The following is a 14,433-nucleotide window of genomic DNA, read 5'->3' as shown; positions in this document are numbered from 1 at the left end:
GTTTGATTCTTAACACTACGTTTTTAGCCTTGCGGTTATCATATTCCAGTTCTCAAAAGTTACAATAGGATTTGATGTTATTCGTTGCGTAAAGCCTTCCCTGGTTTCGCCGGTTCGGTTTGGTCAACGCGGGATGGGCTGCACGAATGGCGCACAGGCGTGTAATGCTGGGTGACTGGAACGGAAGGTGTTTTGCGTGTGCATACCTCCGTTCCAGCCTGTTTAACGGGGTTGGTAACTGTTCAGGCGGGTTTCAATCAGGTCGCCATCTTCGGTATGGTTTACCTGAACAATGGCGTAATTTAATTTGGGGGCCAGCCACAGGGTGGTCTGGCGCTTGTTGTCTTGGTGGATGACCTCCACTTTTTCGCATTCATAGGCACCGGCTGGTGTCTGGATGGTTTCCTTGCCCAATTTACGGAATTGGTAATCCTGCAACTTGCCCCGGCTCACCACTTTGTAGGACAGCGGTTGGTTGGCGGCCAGTGCATCCATCAGTGCCAATTCCATCACGGCAGGGTCTAGCGTACCTTTAGGGACGTTGAGTTTATAGGCGTTGTCAGCAAAGGTTCCGCTGACGCTGGTGGGGGAGGTGAAATCCAGTTCGTCTTTTTTATCCTTGCGCCGGTTTTGGTGGTGGTTCAGATAATGCTTGGGGATCAGCGTGTCGCCAGTTTTGTTGCCTGTGCTGCGTTCCGTGAGTGTGTCGCCGCTCAGGAAGGCGGCCAAACCATTGGCCTTGGTGAGTTTCTGGTAAGTATAGGCGTCATTTGCATAGCTTAGGCTGGCGGTCATGGCCCCCACCTCCATGCCTTTGGCGGTGACGGTGTAATTCGCTTGAAAGGCCTGAGGAGCCGCCTCCGCCATGGAGGTAAGCAGCAGCAAGCCAATAGCGGGTATTGGGTGTTTCATGGGTGTTTTCCTTCTGGTTAGCGCCATTGCCAAGGTTAGACTCTAAAACGTTGCACTGGTTCTGCTAGGCTACACTACAAAGATGGCTTGAAATATAAGAGAATAGCCACTGTGAACATCGATAATCAGGGAGAACCCTTCTGTGAGTGACAATATTATCCAAGTTTCCGATGCTACTTTTGAGCAGGAAGTACTAAAATCCGGCACCCCTGTGTTGGTTGATTACTGGGCAGAATGGTGTGGCCCATGCAAGATGATTGCCCCCCTTCTGGATGAAATCGCTACGGAATTTGCAGGCAAGCTAAAAATTGCCAAACTGAATATTGATGATAATAAAGACGTTCCTCCACGTTATGGCATTCGAGGCATTCCGACTCTGATGCTGTTTAAAAATGGAGCAGTGGAGGCCACCAAGGTTGGGGCTTTATCCAAATCCCAATTGACTGCATTTTTGAATCAAAGTTTGTAAGTGTTGTTGGCACCAATACCCCATGAGAATTTTTTGTATTCATGGGGTATTGGTCGTATTATTTTGCTGGACTCAATGCTGCTGGCGTGCTAGTTTAGCGCCATATGAATCTGTATCCAGGTTCATTTCTGAAAATCCTGTCCCGTTTTCTTTGATCATAGATTTCTGCTGAAAGCTGTCACGGTCTGTTAACAGGCATCCGCCGCAGTTTTAGGGTACCCAGTCGTTTGTCCTTGGTTAAGGAATACTCTGTGAACAGGTGCTTCCTCGATTACATATGACATTTCCTCCATCAACTCATCATTATCTATGAATCTGTCTGAATTAAAAAAGAAATCTGCCGCTGAGGTCTTCGAGATGGCCCAGGCGCTGGGCATTGAAAGCATCTCCCGAACCCGCAAACAAGACATCATTTTTGCTCTCCTGAAAGCGCACGCCCAAAACGGCGAGGACATCTATGGTGATGGTGTATTGGAAATCCTTCAGGATGGGTTTGGATTCCTGCGTTCCCAGGATTCCAGCTATTTGGCGGGAGCGGATGACATCTATGTTTCGCCCAGCCAGATCCGTCGCTTTGGCTTGCGCACGGGTGATACCATTGCGGGCAAAATTCGCCCACCCAAGGATAACGAGCGTTACTTTGCCCTGTTGAAAGTTGACACCATCAACTATGAACCACCGGAAAGCGCCCGTAACAAGATTGCTTTTGAAAACCTGACGCCGCTGCACCCTGACAAGCGTATGCGCATGGAGCGTGGCAACGGTAGCCGTGAAGACATTACCGCCCGAGTGATTGATATTGTGTCGCCATTCGGTAAAGGGCAACGTGGCCTGATTATCGCGCCGCCGAAAGCCGGTAAAACCATTATGTTGCAGAACATGGCGCAGAGCATTGCCTCCAACTATCCTGAATGCTATTTGATCGTTTTGCTGATTGATGAGCGTCCGGAAGAAGTGACGGAAATGTCGCGCATGGTGCAAGGCGAAGTGGTTTCCTCCACGTTTGACGAACCTGCCGCCCGTCATGTGCAGGTGGCGGAAATGGTGATCGAAAAGGCCAAGCGGTTGGTCGAACACAAACGTGATGTGGTTATTTTGCTGGATTCCATTACCCGTCTGGCGCGAGCCTACAATACCGTGGTGCCATCATCCGGCAAGGTGTTGACGGGTGGTGTGGACGCCAATGCGTTGCATCGTCCCAAACGTTTTTTCGGCGCGGCGCGTAATATTGAAGAGGGCGGTAGCCTAACTATTATTGCGACGGCACTGATTGATACCGGCTCTAAAATGGATGAGGTTATCTACGAAGAGTTCAAGGGAACTGGCAATATGGAGGTGCATCTGGATCGCCGTATTTCCGAGAAGCGTGTGTTCCCTGCCATTAATATCAACCGCTCGGGCACGCGTCGTGAAGAGCTGCTGACTACGCAGGACGAGCTGCAAACTTTGTGGGTGCTGCGCAAGTTCCTGCATGGCATGGATGATTTGGAGGCGATGGAATTGCTGTTCGACAAGCTGTCTAAAACCAAGACCAATAATGAATTTTTCGATGTGATGCGGCGGGGTTAAATTGCTTCTTTGAGCTTGTAAGGGGAGGGTGCTTGCCTATTACCCTTACAGGTCGTCCAGTGATAATCCTTCTTCCTGTAAATATTGCTCCAGGCGTCGCTGGTCAATGGCAACAGTTAGGTGAAAATCGCCTTCGGTTGAAATTTTTTCCTGTTGAACAGCTTTGTCAGCGTAAAGCCGGGCGCGCAGACGCGCATGATGCGGCGGTATGTTTAATTCACCCTGAAATATTTGTCCGGCAAAATAGTTGCCGAGATATTCCAGTAGCATTTCCAGCCCCAGGTTTTCTTGAGCAGAAACATAAATGCGGGCAGGGTTGACGCCATTGCCTTCCTCAATATGTGGGGAATGCCCGCCAAGGTCGATTTTGTTCATTACTTCGATTTGCGGTACGTTTTCTGCACCAATTTCAATGATTACTTGATTGACTTGTTCGCGGTACAAGTCAAGTTGTCCGTCATGGCTGTCAATCACATGCAGCAGGAGGTCGGCGTCGGTTGTTTCCTGCAGGGTGGAGCGGAATGCTGCCACCAGATCATGTGGAAGGTGGCGGATGAAGCCAACTGTATCGGCAAGAATAATTTCTTGTTGGTTTGGTAGCTGAACGCGCCGCAGGGTAGGGTCAAGCGTGGCGAATAACTGGTCGGCAGCATAAACTTCCGCCTGTGTCAGGGCGTTGAACAAGGTGGATTTGCCTGCGTTGGTATAGCCAACCAAGGACACCGTAGGAATCTCGGCCTTTTTGCGCGCCTGCCGCCCTTGTTCGCGTTGATTCTGGACTTTTTCCAGGCGTTTGCTAATTTGCTTGATGCGCTCACCAATCAGCCTGCGGTCGGTTTCCAGCTGGGTTTCTCCTGGGCCTCGCAAACCAATGCCGCCTTTCTGGCGTTCGAGGTGAGTCCATCCGCGCACCAAGCGCGTTGTCAGATGTTTCAGTTGGGCAAGTTCAACCTGAAGCTTGCCCTCATGGCTGCGGGCGCGTTGGGCAAAAATATCCAGGATCAGGCCAGTGCGATCCAGGACGCGGCATTGTAGCCGCTTTTCCAGATTGCGTTCCTGTGCAGGTGAAAGGGAGTGGTCGAAAATAACCAAATCAGCATCTTGCGCTGTGAGTAGAAGGCGTATTTCTTCTGCTTTGCCTTCGCCAATGAAATAGCGGGAGTCGGGGCTTTGCCGTGAGCCGGTGACTAATCCGGCAACCTGGGCACCTGCCGAATGAACAAGTTCAATAAACTCCTTTTCATCTTTGGTGGACTTTGCCGTATTGAAACTGATTTGAACAAGGATGGCGCATTCTCCACCGCCTGGACGTTCAAACAGTTCCAATCGGCAACCTTCCTGATGTTTGCAAACTCAAGTTGTTATTCAGGGGCTAACGCCAATTTGATCGGACGGGCTGGCACAATCGTGGAAATGGCGTGCTTATATACCAGTTGGCTGACGGTATTCCCCAGGAGGACTACAAACTGATCAAATGATTCAACGTGACCCTGCAATTTGATGCCGTTGACCAGATAAATAGAGACAGGAATCCGTTCCTTTCTCAGAGCATTAAGGAAGGGTTCTTGTAAAGTGTGCCCTTTCGACATGAGCTTCTCCTAAAAAATATTCTCGGGTTTGTGATTGTTATGGTCTCACCACGTCTTAAAGCACTAGGGGTTGTTGGTGAGCCAGTCGCTTTTATCCTTCGACGTCTAAAAGCTTATCAGTTCCATCATTCTGCATGAATGCCAGTTTGTCGGACGTATCCGCTCATCCGCCAATAAACGTTGAAACGTTGTTGATGACCGATGAAAGGCTAGGTTCCTGAGGGTCGTAAGCGACAATGTCCTTTTCAGAACGTAACCACGTCATTTGACGCTTGGCAAGCTGCCGTGTTGCGACAATAGCACGATCGCGCATCTGATTGTAGTCCATTTCGTTAATTAAATAGCCCCATATTTGCCGGTAGCCGACTGCTCGGATGGCGGGCAGGCGGGGGCTGAGATCGCCTCGGGCCAAGAGTTTGCGCACTTCTTCGACAATTCCCTGCTCCAGCATTTGGTCAAAACGTTGCGCGAGACGACAGTGTAACCAAGCGCGATTTTCAGGTATTAATGCAATCTTCAGTAATTTATATGGGCAATTGTCATGCCGTGCAGCTTGTTGCAGTTTGGTCAGTGTGGAGCCGGTGATTTCGTATACTTCCAGTGCGCGTTGCAGGCGCTGTGGGTCGTTGGGATGAATGCGTTGCGCCGCTTCCGGGTCAATCTGGGACAAGCGGTCGTGCAATGCCTGCCACCCTTGTTCGGTGGCTTCCGCTTCCAAGCGCATACGGATGGCGGGGTTTGCTGGCGGCAATTGTGAGAGGCCGTATTCAAGGGCGCGGAAATACAGCATGGTGCCGCCCACCAATAGGGGGATGCGTCCATGGGCGGTGATGTCGGCCATTTCACGCAAGGCATCTTCGCGGAAATCCGCTGCCGAGTAAGGCTGCGAGGGGTCAAGGAAATCAATCAATCGGTGTGGTGCTTGTGCGAGGGTGGCGGCATCCGGTTTGGCGCTGCCAATGTCCATGCCTTTGTAAACCAAGGCGGAGTCGACGCTGATAATTTCGATGGGGAAACGTTTGCTTAATTCAACAGCAAGATCGGTTTTGCCGGTTCCTGTCGGCCCCATGATGAAAATGGCTTTGTCCATCAACGACCCCGCAGGAACAGCTTGTCAATCTGGTCAAGAGACATCTGCGTCCACGTGGGGCGGCCATGATTGCATTGGCCGCTGCGTTCGGTGCGCTCCATGTCACGCAGCAGTGCATTCATTTCCGGAATGCTAAGTTTGCGGTTGGCGCGCACCGACCCATGGCAGGCCATGGTGGCGAGGATTTCGTTCATGGCGTCTTGGATGCGTTGGCTGTCGCCGTGGGCAATGAGGTCGGCCAGCACATCGCGCACCAGCGCTTCCGTATTGGAATCTTTCAGCAAGCTGGGGACAGCGCGGATCGCCAGTTTTTCCATCCCCATACGGCCGATGTCGAAGCCTAAGGAGCGAAAAGCATCCACATGTTGTTCGGCGTAATCCGCCTCCTTCCGGCTGACATTGAAGCCGATCGGCACCAACAACGGCTGTGACCGGATGGCGTCTTCCAACATGCTGTGCTTGAGGTGTTCGTAAGTTATGCGTTCGTGGGCGGCGTGCATGTCCACCACCACCAGCCCGGCTGCATTCTGGGCAAGGATGTAGACGCCATGCAATTGCGCAATGGCGTGGCCGAGAGGAGGCAGTCCGGAAGAGTCCTCCCCATTGGCATCCTCCATTGTTTCGATAGGTGAGGCCGGAGTAATTTCAACGGGTTGGTATAGCTGTTGGTAAACGCCCAGTTGTTCACGCACCGGCATTGGCAGGCGCGGCTGATGCTGTGGCTGGTAGGTTGTGCGGTGTGCTTCGGGCGTCCTGGTGATGGCGGGGGCTGGCGGGAAGTTTGCTTCCTGCCTGGCATCTGTGGCCGTTTCCTGGGCTTGGGTCGGCAAGGCGGTGGGCGCGCTGCTGTCATCCCCCGGCCTGATGTCCGCCAGGGCTTGGTGCAGGGTTCGGAACAAGAAATCATGCGCCATCCGCCCTTCCCGGAAACGGACTTCCTGCTTGGTCGGATGCGCATTCACATCCACCAACTGCGGATTCAGCTCCAGGAACAGGACAAAGGCGGGGTGCCGCCCGTGATACATGACATCCTGATAAGCTTGCTTGACAGCGTGTGTGATCAGTTTGTCACGAACGTTGCGTCCATTGACGTAGAAATACTGCAAATCAGGCTGGGAACGTGAAAATGTCGGCAGCCCTACCCAGCCCCACAAACGCATTCCGGCTGCCTCATAATCCAAGTACAGGCTCTGCTCGGTAAAGGCGCTGCCGCAGATTTCTGCAATTCGCCGCTCCGCCCCGCTGCGGTCATCCGCCGGGCGCAGGCGTAGGGTGTTTTTCTGGTTGTGGTTCAGTTCAATGCCAACGTCGAAACGGCTGAGGGCGATCCTGCGCACTACATCTTCGATGTGGCCGAATTCGGTTTTTTCCGTTTTCAGGAATTTGCGCCGCGCCGGTGTGTTGAAAAACAGGTCAGCGACATCAATTGTGGCTCCGACAGCGTGCGCGACTGGCTCGGGTTCGTTGAATATTTCCTGCCCGTCGCCATACAGTTGCCAGCCTTGCTCCGCTTCGCTGTGGCGGGAACTGAGCAGCAGGCGGGAAACCGACGCAATGCTGGGCAGGGCTTCACCCCGGAAACCCAAGGTGCGCACTTGCTCCAGATCGTCGAGGCTGGCGATTTTGCTGGTGGCATGGCGGCTGAGGGCCAAGGCCAGCTCCTCGCGGGGGATGCCGCCGCCATTGTCACGGAGGCGGATGCGTTTGCCGCCGCCTTGTTCAATGTCAACCTCGATGCGGGTGGCCCCGGCATCGAGGGCGTTTTCCAGCAGTTCCTTGACCACCGATGCGGGGCGTTCAACCACCTCGCCAGCGGCGATTTGGTTGATCAGGTGGGAAGGAAGCTGGCGGATCGGCATTAGGGATGTGCGCCTCCGTTTGCACCGCTGGGTTCTGCGGAAGGCAGTTGTTGGGTAGCTGCGGGCGCTTCTGGTGCAACCGGCTGTTGTTGGGTCACGGCAGGCGTTTCAGGTGCAGTTGGCGCAACCGGTTGTTGCTGTTGAGTCACGGCAGGTGTTTCGGGGGCAGCTGGCGCAGCAGGTTGCTGCTGGACTGCGGCAGGCGTTTCAGGTGCAGCTGGCGCAGCAGGTTGTTGCTGGGTCATGGCAGGTGGTGTTTCGGGCGCAGCTGGTGCTATGGCCGGTTTGGCTTCCTGTGCGACATTGGCTGGGGCGGTCTGTAGATCTTTGGAGCGGTCGCTGGTGATGCCATAGCGCGCCAGAATGGAAGGCTGGCTGGCCAATGCTTCCTTGCGGTCGATGACGATCTGGTAGTCATCCGCTGTTTCCAGCGTGATGAAATCGCTGGTGGCGGCCATCATCTTATTGAAGAATTCCTTGAAGTCATGAAAACCTTCCCCGTTGATTTTTTCGATCAACAGGTCATCGTCATGATGATAGTCCTTGTTGATGTCGGCGGGCAGCACTTTGGTCATGATGACGGCTTCACTGCGTTTCTCATCTGGTGATTCGTAGGTCAGGGAGCCGATACGGGCAGGCAGGCTGTCCATGGCGTCGATGACGTCCTGATTCAACGGCATGAAGACAAAACCACCGTAGATGAAGTAGGTTGGCTGTTTGTCATATTGCTTGGGCTTGACCAGCAGGTATTCCTTGCCGGGTTTTTCCAGGTTCAGGACAACTTCCTGCTCTTTGCCGTCACGGATGATTTTGACTTTGAGGTTTTCGCCGATTTGGTGCATGTCGATGTAATGGGTGTAATCGATGTATTCGCCCGTGCGGAACTCAACGGTGCCATTATTTTCGATTTTATGGTCATCAATTGCGGTCACGATGTCGCCAACCTGTATTTTGCCGTCGGATGGCGAGTGTTTGTAAACCTTATGCACCAGCATGCCGGTCTGGTCTTCCCGCAAGTTGTATTTGTGGCGCATGGCCGGGTTTTCCATGGATTGGGTCATGAAGCCGTGGAAGCCGTAGCCGTCAATCTTGCCGTCTTTTATGTCATCCAGGAAGTGGTGGATGATTGGGGTCGGGATCATGTAACCGATATTTTCGGTCAGGAAGCTGGATTGCATGGCGACGCCGACAACTTTGCCATCAGAAATGACAGGCCCCCCACTGTTGCCGAAGTTGATGGCGGCGTCAACTTGCGCGGCGATCAGGTTTTCTCCAGTATGGACGTAATCCTGTTTTTCAATGCGGGAAACCACGCCGCGGGTGACGCTTAACGTGTTGCCGCCGATTGGAAACCCGTAAACTTCCACTTGTTGTTGCATTTTCGGCAGGTCGCCCAGCTCCAGTGGCTTGATGTCCTTGTAAGCGCTGGGATCCTTGGTGCGCAATAGCGCCAAGTCGGATTCATGGGAAATGTAGACAACTTCCGCTTCATAGCGCTTGGTTTCCCCATGCCGCTGCACTTCCAGGAAGGTGGCATCAGCGGCGACATGGGCGTTGGTCAGGATCAGGTTGCCATTAATGATCAGGCCAGAGCCGGAACCTTTTTGGGAATCGGAATTCCATGGGGAAAGGGTTTCGTAAGTGTGTTGGACAACATAAACCTTGACGACGGCATCCTTGATCTTTTCGCGGGGGTCATTGCTGTCAGCGGTGTCCGCTACGGCATTGGCGGGCGTTTCCGACTCCAATTGCTCCAATTCTTCGTCTGTAGGTTGTTGGCCGGTTATTGGTTTGTGCGCTTGCTCACCACTGGCTGGTTTGTCAGCAGGCGTGGCCGGTTGAGGCATGATGGTGACGGGTGAATCGATGCCGATTTCCGCCATCACGGTGGGCGCGCTGGCTAAACCCAAACACAGCGCGGCGATGGTAATAATGGTTGTTTTACGCATTTGAATAGAGTCCCATTGATAAAATAATCACAGCCCTTGAACATGAGGGAACAAAATAACTTGATGACTATAACGTATCCGCCAGTGGAGTGAAAACACTTTAATCTGACGGTAATCTATCGGTTTTTAGGGGAAAACTTGCTATTCTTCGCCAACCAAAGCGCGGCCTGCGGGTTGCAACAGAGAAACAGGATTGACCATGACGGATTACAAGCACACCCTCAATTTACCCAACACGTTATTCCCCATGCGGGGGGATTTGGCCAAGCGTGAACCAGAAATGCTGGCGGAGTGGGAAAAGCGCCAACTTTACCAGCAATTGCGGCAATATGCTGCTGGGCGTCCCAAATTTGTCCTGCATGATGGCCCTCCTTATGCCAACGGTTCCATCCATATCGGTCATGCTGTCAACAAAATTCTCAAGGATATTATCGTCAAGAGCAAAACCCTGGGAGGTTTTGATGCGCCGTATGTGCCGGGGTGGGATTGCCATGGCTTGCCGATCGAACTCAAGGTGGAGGAAAAGTTGGGCAAGGCGGGCGACAAGGTGGATGCATTTGCTTTCCGTGCTGCCTGCCGCGAATATGCCAACGAGCAAATTGCGCTGCAACGTCAAGATTTTAAACGCCTGGGGGTGTTGGGCGATTGGGAGAAGCCGTACCTGACGATGGATTTCCAAACCGAAGCTGACATTGTGCGCACATTGGGCCGTATCGCCGCCAACGGGCATCTGCACAAGGGGGCCAAGCCGGTGCATTGGTGCACGGATTGCGGTTCGGCGCTGGCGGAGGCGGAAGTGGAGTACGCCGACAAGACCTCATTTTCCATTGATGTGCGCTTTACTGTGGCGGATGAGGCTGAATTCCTCAAGCGGGTGCCAGACGCCGCCGGGAACGGTGAGCTGTCCGTAGTCATCTGGACGACCACGCCATGGACGCTGCCAGCCAATCAGGCGGTCGCGCTGAATCCTGAGCTGGAGTATGTCGTCGTGCAAACGCCAACCGAGCGCTTTGTGCTGGCGGAGGCCTTGTACGGGTCTGTCATGCAGCGCGCTGAAATCAGTGATTACAAGGTCATCGCCCGCTGTATGGGTGATGTGCTGGAAGGCTTGCAGTTGCAGCATCCGTTTTACGCCCGCACAGTGCCAGTCATTCTGGGTGATCACGTCACCACTGATGCGGGCACAGGGGCCGTCCATACCGCACCGGGCCATGGCCAGGAAGATTTTGTGGTGGGGCAGAAATACGGTTTGCCGGTTGATAACCCGGTCGGCGGCGATGGCCGTTTTCTGCCAAATACGGAGTTGTTTGCGGGCGAATCCGTGCACAAAGCCAAGCCGCATGTGCTGGAAGTGCTGACTGAACATGGCAAGCTGTTGAAGGCGGACAAGCTGCGCCACAGTTACCCGCATTGCTGGCGGCACAAGACCCCGCTGATTTTCCGCGCCACGCCGCAATGGTTCATCAGCCTCGACCAGAATGGCTTGCGCACCAAGGCGTTGGAGGCTATCCAGGGGGTGAAATGGGTGCCTGACTGGGGCAAGGCCCGTATTGAGGGTATGGTGCAGAACCGGCCAGATTGGTGCATTTCCCGTCAGCGTAACTGGGGTGTGCCGATTGCGCTGTTTGTGCATAAGGAAACCGGCGAATTGCATCCGCAAACCGATGCCTTGGTTGAAGCGGTGGCGCAACGCATTGAGCGTGAAGGCATTGATGCTTGGTTCCGTTTGCAGCCAGAGGAACTGCTGGGCGCGGATGCCCCCAATTACGATAAGGTGGGCGACACGCTGGATGTTTGGTTTGATTCCGGCGTGACGCACGCTGCGGTGCTGGAACGCCGTGAAGGCCTGCAATTTCCGGCGGATGTCTATCTGGAAGGCTCCGACCAGCATCGCGGCTGGTTCCAGTCTTCATTGCTGTCCGCCATCGGCACGCGTGGCGAGGCACCGTACCGCACTGTCTTGACCCACGGTTTCACGGTGGACGCCAAGGGCGAGAAAATGTCCAAATCCAAGGGCAACAATGTGGCGCCCCAGGAGGTCATTGGCAAGCTGGGGGCGGACATCCTGCGCCTATGGGTGGCGGCGACGGATTATAGCCGTGAAATGTCGGTTTCCGATGAGATCCTGAAACGGACAGCGGACGCCTACCGCCGCATCCGCAATACGGCGCGTTTCCTGCTCGCCAATTTGAATGATTTTGATCCGGCGCAGGATGCAGTTCCGGCGGCGGACATGCTGGCGTTGGATCGTTGGGCAGTGGATCAGGCGGCGCAAACGCAAGCACGGGTGCTGGCGGCTTATGACCGCTTCCAGTTCCATCTGATTGCGCAGGAAGTCCTGAACTTCTGTACAGTGGCGATGGGCAGCCTGTTCCTCGACATCACCAAGGATCGCCAATATACGATGCAGGCCAACAGTCTTGGGCGGCGCTCGGCCCAAACGGCGGCGTGGCATATTCTGCAGGCGATGGTGCGTTGGCTGTATCCGGTGCTGAGTTTTACTGCTGAAGAAATCTGGCGGCATATGCCAGGGGAAAAGGCGGTGGATTCCGTGCTGTTCACCATGTGGTATGACGGCCTGTTCCGGCTGGATGAAACCGACAAGTTGTCGGCAGGCGAGTGGGACTCCGTTTTCAACCTGCGTGAGCTGGTCAGCAAACAACTGGAGGAGGCGCGGGTTGCAGGCAGGATTGGTGCGGGGCTGGATGCTGAAGTCGACATTTATTATCGCCAGGGTGCATATGAGCCGGGGTTTGATCCTTTGGTGAAGCTGGGGGATGAGTTGCGTTTTGTGTTGATTACCTCCGCAGCGCGTCTGCATGATCTGGCTGCCTTGTCGCCGGATGCTGTGGAAGTCATGGAGCATGTGTTCGTGCGCGTAACCCGATCAGAACATGGGAAATGTGTCCGTTGTTGGCACCACCGCGAGGATGTGGGCAGCCATGCTGAACATCCGGAGTTGTGCGGGCGCTGTATTGATAACATTGATGGAGCAGGCGAGGTGCGCGAGTATGCGTAGTTTCCGTTCCCTATCGGAACAAACCGGCATGATTGGCTGGCTGTGGCTGTCTGCTGTGGTCATTGCGGTTGACCAGTTGACCAAGTGGATGGCTGAGGCCAATTTGGAGCCAGGTCAGCCGGTGGGGATTATGGCGCATTTGAACATGACGCTGACCTACAACACTGGGGCAGCTTTTAGTTTTCTGAAAGATCAAGGCGGGTGGCAGCGTTGGTTTTTCGCCATCCTGGCCATTGTGGTCAGCGTGTTCATCATCAATTGGCTACGTAGGCTGAAAAAAGACCGGATATGGGCTGCTGTTGGCTTGGCGCTGGTGCTGGGTGGGGCCATCGGCAATCTGATAGACCGGCTGTTGTATGGGCGGGTAATAGATTTTATCGATTTTTATGTGAATTTTGACGTGCCCTTCATCTTGAATGGCGGGCATTTCGCCATTTTCAATGTGGCTGACATCGCGATTACGGTGGGGGCGGTGTTGCTGGTGTTTCTGAGCCTGTTCGCCTCGGAACAAATGGAATGAAAGGGAGGGGCGTAGCGGATACGCCCCTTTTTGTCAGGCCAGCAGTTTCCGTGCAGCTTCCACCTGTTTTCTCACTTGTTCTGGTGCCGTGCCTCCTAAGTGGTTGCGGGCGGCCACCGACCCTTCCAATGTTAAGACTTCAAATACGTCAGCGTGAATGATGTCGGCAAATGCCTGTAATTCCTCCAGGCGCATTTCGCTCAAGTCGCGTCCGGTTTCTACCCCAAGCGCCACCGCCTTGCCTACGACTTCGTGGGCGTCACGGAACGGCATCCCTTTGCGCACCAGGTAATCAGCCAGGTCGGTGGCGGTGGCGAAGCCCTGCATGGCGGCTTGCCGCATCCGTTCCGCCTTTGGCTGGATGTGGGGCATCATGTCGGCAAAGGCGCGCAGGCTGCCCAGCAACGTATCGACAGTGTCGAACAGTGGCTCCTTGTCTTCCTGGTTGTCCTTGTTGTAGGCCAGCGGCTGGCCTTTCATCAATGTCAGCAGGGCAAGCAGGTGCCCGAATACGCGTCCGCTTTTGCCACGCACCAGTTCCGGCACATCCGGGTTTTTTTTCTGTGGCATGATGGATGAGCCGGTGCAGAAGCGGTCAGGCAGGCGGATGAAGTCGAACTGCGCCGAAGTCCACAGGACTAGTTCTTCCGCGAAGCGTGACAGGTGCATCATGATCAGGGAAGCGGCAGATGTGAATTCAATGGCGAAGTCGCGGTCGCTCACTGCGTCCAGCGAGTTGCGTGCCGGGCGTTCAAAACCCAGCAGTTGCGCTGTGTGCTCCCGGTCGATGGGGTAGGTGGTCCCGGCCAGCGCGGCGGCTCCCAATGGCATGATGTTGATGCGTTTGCGGCAATCTTGCAGGCGTTCGTGATCGCGTTGCAGCATTTCAAACCATGCCAGCATGTGGTGGCCGAATGTGATTGGCTGGGCAACTTGTAAATGGGTGAATCCGGGCAGGATGGTGTCAGCTTCACATTCCGCCAAATCCACCAGCGCCCGTTGCAGGCGGCGCAGTTCATGGCTGACGCCGTCGACCTGTTCACGTAGCCACAAGCGCACATCAGTGGCGACTTGGTCATTGCGGGAACGGCCTGTATGCAATTTTTTGCCAGCAATGCCGATGTGGTCAGTCAGGCGCGCTTCTATGTTCATATGCACGTCTTCCAGGGCGACTTTCCATTCCAGCTCCCCGCTGTCAATGGCTTGTTCAATTTTATCCAAGCCACTCAGGATTTGTTCAACTTCATTGGTGTTTAATATCCCTGCCTTCCCCAACATGCGGGCATGGGCGCGGGATCCTCGGATGTCGTGTCTGTAGAGCCGCTTGTCGAAGTTAATGGAGGCGGTGAATTCTTCGACGAATGCGTCAGTGGATTCGCTGAAACGTCCGCCCCAGGGTTTGTCTCTGGCCGTGTCGTGTTGGTGTTCGCTCATGGGTTAATGTTGAATTTTCATCA

The 14,433-nt window shown here is 54.3% G+C and carries 11 protein-coding genes; 4 read left to right on the top strand and 7 right to left on the bottom strand.

Annotation, left to right across the window (positions count from 1 at the left end; translation table 11 throughout):
* Positions 1-222: 222 nt before the first annotated feature.
* Positions 223-912: a DUF3108 domain-containing protein gene (locus tag VSS37_RS08795; RefSeq protein ID WP_324694464.1), complete on the bottom strand. Its 690-nt coding sequence runs from the start codon at positions 910-912 to the stop codon at positions 223-225.
* A 142-nt stretch (positions 913-1,054) separates the two neighbouring features.
* Between VSS37_RS08795 and trxA the strand changes: the two genes are divergently transcribed.
* Entirely contained in the window at positions 1,055-1,381 is a 327-nt protein-coding gene (gene trxA / locus VSS37_RS08790; protein WP_324694463.1) for a thioredoxin TrxA, read from the top strand.
* A 309-nt stretch (positions 1,382-1,690) separates the two neighbouring features.
* Positions 1,691-2,950 carry a transcription termination factor Rho gene (rho, locus tag VSS37_RS08785; protein WP_324694462.1) on the top strand — a complete coding sequence of 420 codons (1,260 nt, stop codon included), beginning with the start codon at positions 1,691-1,693 and terminating at the stop codon, positions 2,948-2,950.
* A 45-nt stretch (positions 2,951-2,995) separates the two neighbouring features.
* On the opposite strand, the gene hflX is transcribed toward rho, so the two are convergent.
* The 5 genes from hflX to VSS37_RS08760 form a co-directional block, all read right to left on the bottom strand.
* Positions 2,996-4,276, bottom strand: coding sequence for a ribosome rescue GTPase HflX (gene hflX, locus VSS37_RS08780; protein WP_324694461.1), 1,281 nt, complete (start codon positions 4,274-4,276; stop codon positions 2,996-2,998).
* A gap of 35 nt (positions 4,277-4,311) precedes the next feature.
* Positions 4,312-4,539, bottom strand: a complete 228-nt coding sequence (gene hfq / locus VSS37_RS08775; protein WP_296679705.1) for an RNA chaperone Hfq — start codon at positions 4,537-4,539, stop codon at positions 4,312-4,314.
* A 163-nt stretch (positions 4,540-4,702) separates the two neighbouring features.
* On the bottom strand, positions 4,703-5,629 hold the full coding sequence (gene miaA, locus VSS37_RS08770; protein ID WP_324694460.1) for a tRNA (adenosine(37)-N6)-dimethylallyltransferase MiaA: 927 nt from the start codon (positions 5,627-5,629) through the stop codon (positions 4,703-4,705).
* Complete coding sequence (gene mutL, locus VSS37_RS08765) at positions 5,629-7,488, bottom strand: DNA mismatch repair endonuclease MutL (protein ID WP_324694459.1); 1,860 nt, start codon at positions 7,486-7,488, stop codon at positions 5,629-5,631. Before mutL ends, miaA begins: the two co-directional genes overlap by 1 nt.
* On the bottom strand, positions 7,488-9,437 hold the full coding sequence (locus VSS37_RS08760; protein WP_324694458.1) for a S1C family serine protease: 1,950 nt from the start codon (positions 9,435-9,437) through the stop codon (positions 7,488-7,490). Before VSS37_RS08760 ends, mutL begins: the two co-directional genes overlap by 1 nt.
* A 199-nt stretch (positions 9,438-9,636) precedes the next feature.
* On the opposite strand from VSS37_RS08760, the gene ileS reads away from it, so the two are divergent.
* On the top strand, positions 9,637-12,456 hold the full coding sequence (gene ileS, locus VSS37_RS08755) for an isoleucine--tRNA ligase (protein WP_324694457.1): 2,820 nt from the start codon (positions 9,637-9,639) through the stop codon (positions 12,454-12,456).
* Positions 12,449-12,976, top strand: coding sequence for a signal peptidase II (gene lspA, locus VSS37_RS08750; protein ID WP_324694456.1), 528 nt, complete (start codon positions 12,449-12,451; stop codon positions 12,974-12,976). The genes ileS and lspA overlap by 8 nt, the downstream gene beginning before the upstream one ends.
* Before the next feature lie 33 nt (positions 12,977-13,009).
* Here the strand turns inward: lspA and argH are convergent, their stop codons facing one another.
* Complete coding sequence (gene argH, locus VSS37_RS08745; RefSeq protein WP_324694455.1) at positions 13,010-14,410, bottom strand: argininosuccinate lyase; 1,401 nt, start codon at positions 14,408-14,410, stop codon at positions 13,010-13,012.
* Positions 14,411-14,433: the final 23 nt, after the last annotated feature.

This window comes from Candidatus Thiothrix phosphatis (assembly GCF_035668035.1).
In the GTDB taxonomy this organism is placed as follows: Bacteria; Pseudomonadota; Gammaproteobacteria; order Thiotrichales; family Thiotrichaceae; genus Thiothrix; species Thiothrix phosphatis.
The sequence above is the reverse complement of the archived record's forward strand: the minus strand, read 5'-3'. Positions and strand labels throughout refer to the sequence as shown.

What these genes read in the sequence shown, in the direction of transcription:
- VSS37_RS08795 (WP_324694464.1), bottom strand. Translation starts at nt 912, where the DNA reads ATGAAACACCCAATACCCGCTATTGGCTTGCTGCTGCTTACCTCCATG.
- rho (WP_324694462.1), top strand. Translation starts at nt 1,691, where the DNA reads ATGAATCTGTCTGAATTAAAAAAGAAATCTGCCGCTGAGGTCTTCGAG.
- hfq (WP_296679705.1), bottom strand. Translation starts at nt 4,539, where the DNA reads ATGTCGAAAGGGCACACTTTACAAGAACCCTTCCTTAATGCTCTGAGA.
- miaA (WP_324694460.1), bottom strand. Translation starts at nt 5,629, where the DNA reads ATGGACAAAGCCATTTTCATCATGGGGCCGACAGGAACCGGCAAAACC.
- mutL (WP_324694459.1), bottom strand. Translation starts at nt 7,488, where the DNA reads ATGCCGATCCGCCAGCTTCCTTCCCACCTGATCAACCAAATCGCCGCT.
- VSS37_RS08760 (WP_324694458.1), bottom strand. Translation starts at nt 9,437, where the DNA reads ATGCGTAAAACAACCATTATTACCATCGCCGCGCTGTGTTTGGGTTTA.
- ileS (WP_324694457.1), top strand. Translation starts at nt 9,637, where the DNA reads ATGACGGATTACAAGCACACCCTCAATTTACCCAACACGTTATTCCCC.
- lspA (WP_324694456.1), top strand. Translation starts at nt 12,449, where the DNA reads ATGCGTAGTTTCCGTTCCCTATCGGAACAAACCGGCATGATTGGCTGG.
- argH (WP_324694455.1), bottom strand. Translation starts at nt 14,410, where the DNA reads ATGAGCGAACACCAACACGACACGGCCAGAGACAAACCCTGGGGCGGA.